The organism is Streptomyces scabichelini (assembly GCF_011045015.1).
In the GTDB taxonomy this organism is placed as follows: domain Bacteria; phylum Actinomycetota; class Actinomycetes; order Streptomycetales; family Streptomycetaceae; genus Streptomyces; species Streptomyces scabichelini.
The window spans coordinates 25,955-37,180 of sequence record NZ_JAAKZY010000096.1 but is presented as its reverse complement, the minus strand read 5'-3'; the positions used below and the strand labels follow the sequence as shown (position 1 = coordinate 37,180).

Here is an 11,226-nt window from a genome sequence, read left to right as displayed (position 1 = left end):
GCGGCGGCCAGTCCGACGTCCAGGGCCTCTTCTACGGCGGCGGCCTGGACCAGTTCTGGAAGCAGTGCGCCGGCGTCTTCGCAGTCCTCGCCTACTCCCTCGTCGCCTCCGCGGTCCTCGCCTTCCTGATCGACAAGACGATCGGGATGCGGGTCAGCGAGGACGATGAGGTCGCGGGCATCGACCAGGCGGAGCACGCCGAAACCGCATACGACTTCAGCGGTGGCGGCGGTGGCTCGTCGTTCAGCTCCGCACCTGCTGCCCCGACTCAGGAGGCCCAGGCCAAGAAGGTGGACGCATGAAGCTCATCACCGCAGTCGTGAAGCCCCACAGGCTCGACGAGATCAAGGAAGCCCTGCAGGCCTTCGGGGTGCACGGCCTGACGGTCACCGAGGCCAGCGGCTACGGTCGGCAGCGGGGACACACCGAGGTCTACCGTGGCGCCGAGTACACGGTCGACCTGGTCCCCAAGATCCGCATCGAGGTGCTGGCCGAGGACGACGACGCCGAACAGCTGGTCGACGTCATCGTCAAGGCGGCCCGTACCGGCAAGATCGGAGACGGCAAGGTCTGGTCCATCCCGGTCGAGACGGCCGTCCGGGTCCGGACCGGCGAGCGCGGACCCGACGCGCTGTAAAGAGAAGAACAGGAGTCGCTGGGTGACGAGTACGGATGTACGTACGGAAGCAGAGGACTCGGGACCCAGCGGCTATGCGGCGGCCCGGCTGCGCCTCCTCCAGGAGGGGGCGCGGTCCGGGCCGCCGCGCCGTGCGGCCCTTGCCGAACTGACCGACGACTGGCTGTCGGGCCTCTTCGACGCCGGAGCCGCCGGACTGCGCGGCGTCTCGCTCATCGCCGTCGGCGGCTACGGGCGCGGCGAACTCTCGCCCCGCAGCGACCTCGACCTGCTGCTCCTGCACGACGGCAGTGCCGACCCGGACGCGGTCGCCGCCCTCGCCGACCGCATCTGGTACCCCGTGTGGGACCTCGGCCTCGCCCTCGACCACTCCGTCCGTACGCCGGCCGAGGCGCGCAAGACCGCGGGTGAGGACCTCAAGGTCCAACTCGGCCTGCTCGACGCCCGCCACCTCGCGGGCGACCTCGGCCTCACCGCCGGACTGCGTACGGCCGTCCTCGCCGACTGGCGCAACCAGGCGCCCAAACGCCTGCCCGAACTCCAGGAACTGTGCGCTGAACGGGCCGAGCGCCAGGGCGAACTGCAGTACCTCCTCGAACCGGACCTCAAGGAAGCGCGCGGCGGACTGCGCGACGCCACCGCGCTGCGCGCCGTCGCGGCCTCCTGGCTCGCGGACGCCCCGCGCGAGGGCCTCGCCGACGCGCGCAAGAGGATCCTGGACGTCCGTGACGCCCTGCACCTGGCCACAGGGCGCGCAACCGACCGGCTCTCGCTCCAGGAGCAGGACCAGGTCGCCGCGGAACTGGGCCTGTTGGACGCCGACACCCTGCTGCGCCAGGTGTACGAGGCCGCCCGCGTCATCTCGTACGCCAGTGACGTCACCTGGCGTGAAGTAGGGCGCGTGCTCAAGTCGCGCGCCGTACGCCCGCGTCTGCGCGCCATGCTCGGCGGCGGGAAGCCGGTCCCCGAGCGTTCCCCGCTGGCGGAGGGCGTCGTTGAGCAGGACGGCGAGGTGGTGCTCGCCCGCGCCGCCCGCCCCGAACGCGACCCCGTACTGCCGCTGCGCGCCGCCGCCGCGGCAGCCCAGTCCGGACTGCCGCTCTCGCTGCACGCGGTCCGCCGGATGGCCGCCGCCGCCCGCCCGCTCCCCACGCCCTGGCCCGCCGAGGCCCGCGAACAGCTCGTCACCCTGCTCGGCTCGGGCCACCCGACCATCGAGGTCTGGGAGGCCCTGGAGGCGGAGGGGCTGATCACCCGACTGCTGCCCGACTGGGAGCGCGTACGCTGCCGCCCGCAGCGCAACGCCGTGCACGTCTGGACCGTCGACCGGCACCTGATCGAGACGGCGGTGCAGGCCTCCGAGCTGACCCGCCGCGTCGGCCGCCCCGACCTCCTCCTGGTCGCCGCGCTGCTGCACGACATCGGCAAGGGCTGGCCCGGCGACCATTCCGTCGCCGGCGAGATCATCGCCCGCGACGTGGCCGCCCGCATCGGTTTCGACCGCACGGACGTCGCGACGCTCGCCTCCCTCGTACGCCATCACCTGCTGCTCGTCGAGACGGCGACCCGACGTGACCTGGAGGACCCGGCGACCGTGCGCTCGGTCGCCGAGGCCGTCGGCTCACAGGGCACGCTGGAGCTGCTGCACGCGCTCACGGAGGCGGACGCGCTGGCCACCGGGCCCGCCGCCTGGTCCTCGTGGCGCGCGTCCCTGGTGGCCGACCTCGTCAAGCGGGTCTCGGCCGTACTCTCCGGGGACGCCCCGGAGGAGCCGGAGACCGCCGCGCCCACCGCGGAGCAGGAGCGGCTCGCGATCGAGGCCTTCCGCACGGGCAGCCCCGTGCTCTCCCTGCGCGCCCAGACCGAGCCGCCGTCCGAGGACCCCTCGGGCGAGCCGGAACCCCTCGGCGTGGAACTGCTCATCGCGGTGCCGGACCAGTCCGGGGTGCTGCCCGCCGTGGCCGGCGTGCTCGCGATGCACCGCCTCACCGTGCGCACGGCGGAGCTGCGGGCGCTGGATCTGCCGGACTCCGTCCAGGACTCCGAGGGCTCATCGGGTTCGGAGGGCTCTGTGCTGCTCCTCGACTGGCGCGTGGCCGCCGAGTACGGCTCGCTCCCGCAGGCCGCCCGGCTCCGCGCGGACCTCGTGCGCGCCCTCGACGGCTCCCTCGACATCGCCGGGCGGCTCGCCGAGCGCGACGCCGCGTACCCCCGGCGGCGGGGCGTCGTCGCGCCGGCGCCCCGGGTGACCGTCGCCTCCGCCGGTTCCCGGCTCGCCACGGTCATCGAGGTACGCGCCCATGACGCCCCCGGCCTCCTGCACCGCATCGGGCGGGCTCTGGAGGAGTCGAACGTACGAGTGCGCAGCGCGCATGTCAGCACTTTGGGGGCGAACGCGGTGGACGCCTTCTACGTGACGGGGCCCGAGGGGGCGCCCTTGCCGGGCGAGGAGGCGGCTTCGGTGGCGCGGGCGCTGGAGGAGACGCTGCGGGAGTAGCCATGGGGCGCCTCCGGCTCCGTACAACGTGAGAGGGCCTCCCGGCTCCGTACGACGTGAGGGGCGCCCCCGGCTTCGTACGAACGGGGTGCAGACCCCACTTGGCGCGTGCGGATACCCTGGAGGGCGACCCTGTCCGCCCGCTCCCTACTTGAGGATTCGCGACCGCCGTGTTCGACACTCTTTCCGATCGCCTCGCAGCGACATTCAAGAACCTCCGCGGCAAGGGGCGCCTGTCCGAGGCGGACATCGACGCCACGGCGCGTGAAATCCGTATCGCACTGCTGGAGGCGGACGTCGCGCTGCCGGTGGTGCGCGCCTTCATCAAGCAGGTCAAGGAGAGGGCTCTCGGTGCCGAGGTCTCCCAGGCGCTGAACCCGGCCCAGCAGGTCATCAAGATCGTCAACGAGGAGCTCATCGGCATCCTCGGCGGCGAGACCCGGCGCCTGCGCTTCGCCAAGCAGCCGCCGACCGTGATCATGCTCGCGGGTCTGCAGGGTTCCGGTAAGACGACCCTCGCCGGAAAGCTCGGCAAGTGGCTCCAGAGCCAGGGCCACGTCCCGGTGCTCGTCGCCTGCGACCTCCAGCGCCCGAACGCCGTGAACCAGCTGAGCGTCGTCGCCGAGCGCGCGGGCGTCGGCATCTACGCGCCCCAGCCGGGCAACGGCGTGGGCGACCCGGTCCAGGTCGCCAAGGACTCCATCGAGTACGCGAAGCAGAAGCAGCACGACGTCGTCATCGTCGACACCGCGGGCCGCCTCGGTATCGACACCGAGATGATGCAGCAGGCCGCCGACATCCGTGACGCGGTCTCGCCGGACGAGGTCCTCTTCGTCGTCGACGCGATGATCGGTCAGGACGCGGTCAACACCGCCGAGGCCTTCCGTGACGGTGTCGGCTTCGACGGCGTGGTCCTGTCGAAGCTCGACGGTGACGCCCGCGGTGGTGCCGCGCTGTCGATCGCGCACGTCACCGGCCGCCAGATCATGTTCGCCTCGAACGGCGAGAAGCTGGACGACTTCGACGCGTTCCACCCGGACCGCATGGCGTCCCGCATCCTCGGCATGGGCGACATGCTCACGCTGATCGAGAAGGCCGAGCAGACCTTCTCGCAGCAAGAGGCCGAGAAGATGGCCTCCAAGCTGGCCTCCAGCAAGGGCAAGGACTTCACGCTCGACGACTTCCTGGACCAGATGGAGCAGGTCAGGAAGATGGGCTCCATCTCCAAGCTGCTCGGCATGCTCCCGGGCATGGGGCAGATCAAGGACCAGATCAACAACCTCGACGAGCGCGACGTCGACCGCACGGCCGCGATCATCAAGTCGATGACTCCGGCCGAGCGCCAGGAGCCGACGATCATCAACGGCTCGCGGCGTGCGCGTATCGCCAAGGGTTCCGGTGTCGATGTCAGTGCGGTCAAGGGCCTCGTCGAGCGGTTCTTCGAGGCCCGCAAGATGATGTCCCGCATGGCCCAGGGCGGCGGCATGCCGGGTATGCCCGGGATGCCGGGCTCGGGCGGCGGTGCAGGGCGGACGAAGAAGCAGCCCAAGAAGGCCAAGGGCAAGCAGCGCTCCGGCAATCCCATGAAGCGCAAGCAGCAGGAGCAGGAGGCCGCGGCGCGCCGCGAGGCCGCGAGCCAGGCCGGCGGCGCCCTCGGCCTGCCGGGGGGCCAGCAGCCGCAGGACTTCGAACTCCCCGACGAGTTCAAGAAGTTCATGGGCTGACGGGTTTTCTCGTACGTCGCTGGGGGCGCCCTCCTTCGGGAGAGCGCCCCCAGCGACGTAATGGGACCCCCACTCCTTATGGCGTACGCGCGATCAGGTACCGGAACACATTCGGCATCCACACCGTCCCGTCACGCCGCTGATGCGGATGGAGCGCTTCCGTCAGCTCCTTGTCGACCTGGGCCTGGTCCGTCGCGGCGACGGCCGCGTCGAAGAGGCCCGTGGACAGCAGTCCGCGGACCGCGTTGTCCATGTCGGCGTACCCGAAGGGACAGGCCACTCGCCCGGATCCGTCGGGCCTCAGGCCGGACCGCTGGGCGACCTCTTCCAGGTCGTCCCGCCGGGCGGGGCGCCAACTCCCCGTACTGCGCAGGGGATCCGCCAGCTTGGTGGCGACCCGCAGCACGGACGAGGTGGTGCAACGTTCCGGCGGACCCCAACCGAGGAGCACCACCGGGGTCCCGCGGGCGGCGAGCGGTGTCGCGGCGGACAGGAGCTCACCGAGCCCTTCGGAGTCCCCGGCCATACAGCCGATCGGTTCGAAGGCGGTCACCAGGTTGTACGCGGGCGTCTCCGCGTCGGCCGCGTCCTTGGGGTCACCGTCGACCAGTCGTACGCCGGCACGCGCGCGCGTGCCCCACGCCTCGGGCAGCAAACGTTCCCGCGCGAGGGCCAGCCGTTCGGGCGTACACGAGTCGACACCGGTGACCGCGGCGCCCCGTGACGCCGCCATCAGAAGGGCGAGCCCGGAGCCGCAGCCGAGGCCGAGCAGCCGGGTCGAGGGGCCTACTTCGAGTCGTTCGTAGATGGCCTCGTAGAGCGGGACGAGCATCCGTTCCTGGATCTCGGCCCAGTCACGCGCGCGTGCACACGGGTCCACACGGGGCGTCGGTCCCGTGTGAGGTAGGTGCTGCCGCACGAGCGTAGGTGTCATTAAAGCGCCCCAATCCACCGAGAGTTGCTGCTGTGCCCCGTTTCCTGTGCCCCCGTGCAGTGCGCTCGCACTACCCCCGTATGCCAGGAAACTCCGCGCTCGTCGTGGCGTCCAGGGGTTTCGGGCCTCTGCTTGTGTGCCACCTGTATGCGCCTCAGTGCGCCCCTGTCTGGTTGGCGCGCGCGGGATTAATTCGGTCACGGTCGGGACAGTGGCCGCCGTACCCTTCGCACCATGGCAAAGGCACCTGTTCTCACACCCCGGGCGGACGATTTCCCGCGCTGGTACCAGGACCTGATCACCAAGGCCGAGCTGGCCGACAACGGGCCGGTGCGCGGCACCATGGTGATCCGCCCGTACGGGTACGGCCTGTGGGAGCGGATGCAGCAGGACATGGATGCCCGCATCAAGGAGACGGGCACCCAGAACGCGTACTTCCCGCTCCTGATCCCGCAGTCGTACCTGGCCAGGGAGGCCGACCACGTCGAGGGCTTCGCGCCCGAGCTGGCCGTGGTCACGCACGGCGGCGGCAAGGAGCTCGAGGAGCCCGCCGTCGTCCGCCCCACCTCAGAGATGATCATCAACGACTACTTCTCGAAGTGGGTGCAGAGCTACCGCGATCTGCCGCTGCTGATCAACCAGTGGGGGAACGTGGTGCGTTGGGAGCTGCGGCCGCGTCTTTTCCTGCGGACGACCGAGTTCCTGTGGCAGGAGGGGCACACGGCGCACGCCACGTACGAGGAAGCGCGAGACTTCGCGGCCCGCATCCAGCGCCACGTCTACGCGGACTTCATGGAGAACACCCTCGCGATGGACGTCGTCCTCGGCCGCAAGACGGTCAAGGAGCGCTTCGCGGGCGCCATCAACACCCTCACGCTCGAAGGGATGATGGGTGACGGCAAGGCTCTCCAGCTGGGCACGAGCCACGAGCTCGGCCAGAACTTCGCGAAGGCGTTCAACACCCGCTTCCTGTCCAAGGAAGGCACGCAGGAACTGGTCTGGCAGACCTCGTGGGGCTCGACGACCCGCATGATCGGCGCCCTGGTGATGATGCACGGCGACGACGACGGCCTCCGGGTCCCGCCCCGCCTCGCCGCCGTCCAGGCCGTGGTCCTCGCCGTGAAGGGTGACGAAGCGGTTCTGGCCAAGGTCAGGGAGATCGGCGATCAGCTGGCGGCGGCCGGTGTACGCGTCCATGTGGACGACCGCACGGACACGCCGTTCGGCCGCCGCGTTGTCGACTGGGAGCTCAAGGGCGTGCCCGTACGCATCGAGGTCGGCCCCCGTGACCTGGAGAACGGCACCGCGATGCTGGCCCGTCGCATCCCCGGAGGCAAGGAGCCGGTGGCGATCGACTCGCTCGCCGGCCTGCTGCCCACTGTCCTCGAAGAGGACCAGGCGCTCCTTCTGCGGCAGTCGCGCGAGCGCCGAGAGTCGCGTACGTCGGAGGTGTCGACGATCGAGGAGGCCGTCGAGGCGGCCGCCGCCGGCGGCTGGGCGCGCATCCCCTGGGCCGACCTCGGCGCGGAGGGCGAGGCCAAGCTGGCCGAGCACGCGGTGACCGTACGCTGTCTGGTCACCGAGGACGGGGCGGTGCCCGAGTCCGAGGACGCACCCGGTAACGTCGCCGTCGTCGCGCGCGCTTACTGAGGCGACGACGAGAGCGGCTGAAACGCCTCTTGCGCAACTGATGACCACAAGTGCCCCGGCGCGCGGACATCGTCTACGCGTCGGGGCGTACGTGTAGCTACGTACCGCCTTGGTATGAGCTGTGAGGCTTCTCCGTAGATCAGCGCACCCGCCCTCGTCAGGACGCATCAGCGGCAACTGACGGGTACGTGCAAATTATTTGGGATGCCCCGGAATCGGAACACAGGGGCACTCCGGCTCGTTGTCACGACGTGAGCACGACACCACCTGTTCTCGCCGCAGAGCTGGCAGGGGCGTGGGCCGACATTCAGCGGCACCACCCCGAACTGCCGGATCTTGCCGCGCCAGAGTCCCTGATCGGGGAGTCGTCGTCCGCCTGCGGACACGAGCTCTCCTTCGAGCGACTGCTTCATGAGGCAGTCCACGGCATCGCCGCCGCCAGAGGAGTCCGAGACACCTCACGCGCCGGCAGGTACCACAACCGCAGATTCCTCGCGATCGCCGAGGAGCTGGGTCTCGACCACCCCGAGGAGCCGCATCCCAGCAGTGGCTTCTCCCTGGTCACGCTCAGCCCCGAGGCGAAGCGGCGCTACCGCCCGACGATGGAGCGGCTGACGCGCGCCCTCAAGGCGCACACCGCCGCGACCGCCGCCGACACGGCCCGCAGCTTCCGGGGGCCTGCCGCCCGGCACGGCTCTTCCGGAGGAGGCGTCCGGGTCAAGGCGGTCTGCGACTGCGGGCGCAACGTCCGCGTCGTCCCGTCGGTCCTCGCCCAGGCACCCATCGTCTGCGGCGGCTGCGGGAAGCCGTTCCGCATCCCCGAGGTGGTCGGCGCCGCAGCGGGCTGAGCGGCGCCCTGTACGGGGACGGTGACGCCCGTGGCCGTCCTGGTGACGGCCACGGTCCCGGTTCGGCGTGCCCGTCCGCGTATGGCAGAATGGCTGGTTGTACTCGACAGCCGCACAGGACCCCTCTCTCCTCCGGCTGACGCGTCCATCGGGCACTCGGGTACCGCAACCCCACGCGGCAATCTCGCCGTGCCCAACCACGTCAAGACCAGGAGACACCACTTCCGTGGCAGTCAAGATCAAGCTGAAGCGTCTGGGCAAGATCCGTTCGCCTCACTACCGCATCGTCGTCGCCGACTCCCGTACCCGCCGTGACGGCCGGGCCATCGAGGAGATCGGTCTGTACCACCCGGTGCAGAACCCCTCGCGTATCGAGGTGGACTCCGAGCGCGCGCAGTACTGGCTGTCCGTCGGCGCCCAGCCGACCGAGCCGGTTCTCGCCATCCTGAAGAAGACCGGCGACTGGCAGAAGTACAAGGGCGAGCCCGCCCCGCCGCCGCTGCTGCAGCCGGCCGAGAAGGCCGCCCGCCCGTCGTTCGAGGCCCTCGGTGGCGAGGACGAGGGCAAGGGTGAGGCCATCACCCCGAAGAAGAAGGCTGAGAAGAAGGACGAGGCCAAGGCCGAGTCTTCTTCCTCTGAGTCGACCGAGGCCTGAGCATGCTCGAGGAGGCTCTCGAGCACCTCGTGAAGGGCATCGTCGACAACCCTGACGATGTGCAGGTCGCCTCGCGCAACCTGCGCCGCGGGCGCGTGCTCGAGGTCCGGGTCCACCCCGACGACCTCGGCAAGGTGATCGGTCGCAACGGCCGCACCGCGCGTGCCCTGCGCACCGTCGTGGGTGCCATCGGCGGCCGCGGAGTCCGCGTCGACCTCGTCGACGTGGACCAGGTTCGCTGACGTAATCGCAACACCGGCTCGGGCCGGGGAGGGCCACTGGGCCGTCCCCGGCCCGTAGTCGTCTACGAAGCAGTGCCGTAGGCAACACGACAGGAGATCAAACACAGTGCAGCTGGTAGTCGCTCGCGTCGGCCGCGCCCACGGCATCAAGGGCGAGGTCACCGTCGAGGTACGTACCGACGAGCCGGAACTGCGGCTCGCGCCCGGCGCCGTCCTGGCCACGGACCCCGCCTCGGCCGGTCCGCTGACCATCGAGACGGGCCGGGTGCACAGCGGCCGGCTCCTGCTGCGCTTCGAGGGCGTACGGGACCGGAACGCCGCCGAGGCGCTGCGCAACACCCTGCTGATCGCCGAGATCGACCCGGACCAGACGCCCGAAGACCCCGACGAGTACTACGACCACCAGCTGATGGACCTGGATGTCGTCACCAAGGACGGCACCGAGGTCGGGCGGATCACGGAGATCTCGCATCTGCCCTCGCAGGACCTCTTCGTGGTGGAGCGGGCCGACGGCAGCGAGGCGCTGATCCCGTTCGTCGAGGAGATCGTCGTGGAGATCGACCTGGAGGAGCAGCGGGCGGTCATCGACCCGCCGCCGGGGCTGATCGACGACCGGGCGGATATCGCGTCTTCCAGGGATGCCGAAAACGCGCCCGCTGCGGGAGCGGACCACGCGTCCTCCGGGGAAGAGGCGTAATGCGGCTCGACGTCGTCACGATCTTCCCCGAGTACCTGGAGCCCCTGAACGTCTCCCTCGTCGGCAAGGCACGCGCGCGTGGACAGCTGAATGTGCACGTGCATGATCTGCGGCGGTGGACATACGACCGGCACAGCACCGTCGACGACACGCCCTACGGCGGCGGCCCGGGCATGGTCATGAAGACCGAACCCTGGGGCGACGCCCTGGACTCCGTGCTCGCGGACGGCTACGAGACGGGCTCTCATGAGCCCGCTCTGGTCGTCCCCACGCCCAGTGGGCGGCCCTTCACCCAGGAGCTCGCTGTCGAGCTCTCCCGCCGGCCCTGGCTGGTCTTCATGCCCGCCCGCTACGAAGGCATCGACCGCCGCGTCGTCGACGAGTACGCGACCCGGATGCCCGTCCACGAGGTGTCCATCGGCGACTATGTCCTCGCCGGCGGTGAGGCGGCGGTACTCGTGATCACGGAGGCCGTGGCGCGGCTGCTGCCCGGCGTCCTGGGCAACGCCGAGTCACACCGGGACGACTCCTTCGCGCCGGGCGCCATGGCCAGCCTCCTGGAGGGGCCCGTCTACACGAAGCCGCCCCAGTGGCGTGGCCGCGGGATCCCGGACGTCCTGCTCAGCGGGCACCACGGGAAGATCGCCCGCTGGCGCCGGGACGAGGCCCTGCGGCGTACGACGGCCAACAGGCCGGACCTCATCGAGCGCTGCGACCCCTCGGCCTTCGACAAGAAGGACCGCGAAATGCTCTCCATCCTGGGCTGGGCGCCGGACCCGGAGGGGAAGCCCTCCGGCCGATTTTGGCGCAGGCCAGAGGACGTGGAAGAATAGACCGCTGCTGTACGTCGTCCGGCGTGCGCCCCTGCCACAGGGGGACACGACGCCCGCCCCGACACGGCAGCACACCTCTCGGAAACTCAACTCCCGTTGATGACCTGTGGCATCAGCGAAGAAAGCAGACGATCATGTCTCACCTGCTCGACACCGTCGACGCCGCGTCGCTGCGCAGCGACGTCCCGGCCTTCCGCCCGGGTGACACCGTCAACGTCCACGTCCGCGTCATCGAGGGCAACCGCTCCCGTGTGCAGCAGTTCAAGGGCGTAGTCATCCGTCGCCAGGGCGCCGGCGTCCGTGAGACCTTCACGGTCCGCAAGGTCTCGTTCTCCGTCGGCGTCGAGCGCACCTTCCCGGTGCACACCCCGATCGTCGAGAAGATCGAGCTCGTCACCCGCGGTGACGTCCGTCGCGCCAAGCTGTACTACCTGCGCGACCTGCGCGGCAAGGCCGCGAAGATCAAGGAGAAGCGCGAGAGCTGAGCTCGCGCCGGGGTTCACATCGGG

At 70.3% G+C, this 11,226-nt stretch carries 11 protein-coding genes and 1 pseudogene; 11 read left to right on the top strand and 1 reads right to left on the bottom strand.

The window, feature by feature from the left end; genetic code table 11:
- The 4 genes and pseudogenes from G5C60_RS27390 to ffh all read left to right on the top strand — a co-directional run.
- Window positions 1-302, top strand: a pseudogene (locus G5C60_RS27390) (ammonium transporter); the annotation flags it as partial.
- The gene (locus tag G5C60_RS27385; RefSeq protein ID WP_165263595.1) at window positions 299-637 is read left to right on the top strand and encodes a P-II family nitrogen regulator; all 339 of its coding nucleotides are present in this window, start codon (window positions 299-301) and stop codon (window positions 635-637) included. The pseudogene G5C60_RS27390 and the gene G5C60_RS27385, both read left to right, overlap by 4 nt.
- A gap of 22 nt (window positions 638-659) precedes the next feature.
- Window positions 660-3,134 carry a [protein-PII] uridylyltransferase gene (locus G5C60_RS27380; RefSeq protein ID WP_165263594.1) on the top strand — a complete coding sequence of 825 codons (2,475 nt, stop codon included), beginning with the start codon at window positions 660-662 and terminating at the stop codon, window positions 3,132-3,134.
- 170 nt (window positions 3,135-3,304) lie between these two features.
- The gene (ffh, locus tag G5C60_RS27375) at window positions 3,305-4,858 is read left to right on the top strand and encodes a signal recognition particle protein (RefSeq protein WP_165263593.1); all 1,554 of its coding nucleotides are present in this window, start codon (window positions 3,305-3,307) and stop codon (window positions 4,856-4,858) included.
- A 76-nt stretch (window positions 4,859-4,934) separates the two neighbouring features.
- Here the strand turns inward: ffh and G5C60_RS27370 are convergent, their stop codons facing one another.
- On the bottom strand, window positions 4,935-5,792 hold the full coding sequence (locus G5C60_RS27370; RefSeq protein WP_165263592.1) for an SAM-dependent methyltransferase: 858 nt from the start codon (window positions 5,790-5,792) through the stop codon (window positions 4,935-4,937).
- A gap of 234 nt (window positions 5,793-6,026) precedes the next feature.
- Here G5C60_RS27370 and proS point away from each other — a divergent pair, with 234 nt between their 5' ends.
- The 7 genes from proS (at window position 6,027) to rplS (ending at window position 11,202) form a co-directional block, all read left to right on the top strand.
- On the top strand, window positions 6,027-7,442 hold the full coding sequence (gene proS, locus G5C60_RS27365; RefSeq protein WP_165263591.1) for a proline--tRNA ligase: 1,416 nt from the start codon (window positions 6,027-6,029) through the stop codon (window positions 7,440-7,442).
- 251 nt (window positions 7,443-7,693) lie between these two features.
- Window positions 7,694-8,290, top strand: a complete 597-nt coding sequence (locus tag G5C60_RS27360) for a hypothetical protein (protein ID WP_165263590.1) — start codon at window positions 7,694-7,696, stop codon at window positions 8,288-8,290.
- Window positions 8,291-8,516: 226 nt separating this feature from the next.
- Window positions 8,517-8,945, top strand: a complete 429-nt coding sequence (gene rpsP / locus G5C60_RS27355; protein WP_165263589.1) for a 30S ribosomal protein S16 — start codon at window positions 8,517-8,519, stop codon at window positions 8,943-8,945.
- Between the two features lie 2 nt (window positions 8,946-8,947).
- Window positions 8,948-9,187, top strand: a complete 240-nt coding sequence (locus G5C60_RS27350) for an RNA-binding protein (RefSeq protein WP_014176063.1) — start codon at window positions 8,948-8,950, stop codon at window positions 9,185-9,187.
- A 106-nt stretch (window positions 9,188-9,293) separates the two neighbouring features.
- A complete protein-coding gene (gene rimM / locus G5C60_RS27345; protein ID WP_165263588.1) occupies window positions 9,294-9,884 on the top strand; it encodes a ribosome maturation factor RimM in 591 nt (196 codons plus the stop codon).
- Window positions 9,884-10,717, top strand: coding sequence for a tRNA (guanosine(37)-N1)-methyltransferase TrmD (gene trmD / locus G5C60_RS27340; RefSeq protein ID WP_165263587.1), 834 nt, complete (start codon window positions 9,884-9,886; stop codon window positions 10,715-10,717). The genes rimM and trmD overlap by 1 nt, the downstream gene beginning before the upstream one ends.
- 134 nt (window positions 10,718-10,851) lie before the next feature.
- Window positions 10,852-11,202 carry a 50S ribosomal protein L19 gene (gene rplS, locus G5C60_RS27335; protein ID WP_165263586.1) on the top strand — a complete coding sequence of 117 codons (351 nt, stop codon included), beginning with the start codon at window positions 10,852-10,854 and terminating at the stop codon, window positions 11,200-11,202.
- Window positions 11,203-11,226: the final 24 nt, after the last annotated feature.

Excerpts from the sequence above, each read along its gene's own strand:
- G5C60_RS27385 (WP_165263595.1), top strand. The coding sequence starts at position 299 with ATGAAGCTCATCACCGCAGTCGTGAAGCCCCACAGGCTCGACGAGATC.
- G5C60_RS27370 (WP_165263592.1), bottom strand. The coding sequence starts at position 5,792 with ATGACACCTACGCTCGTGCGGCAGCACCTACCTCACACGGGACCGACG.
- proS (WP_165263591.1), top strand. The coding sequence starts at position 6,027 with ATGGCAAAGGCACCTGTTCTCACACCCCGGGCGGACGATTTCCCGCGC.
- G5C60_RS27350 (WP_014176063.1), top strand. The coding sequence starts at position 8,948 with ATGCTCGAGGAGGCTCTCGAGCACCTCGTGAAGGGCATCGTCGACAAC.
- trmD (WP_165263587.1), top strand. The coding sequence starts at position 9,884 with ATGCGGCTCGACGTCGTCACGATCTTCCCCGAGTACCTGGAGCCCCTG.
- rplS (WP_165263586.1), top strand. The coding sequence starts at position 10,852 with ATGTCTCACCTGCTCGACACCGTCGACGCCGCGTCGCTGCGCAGCGAC.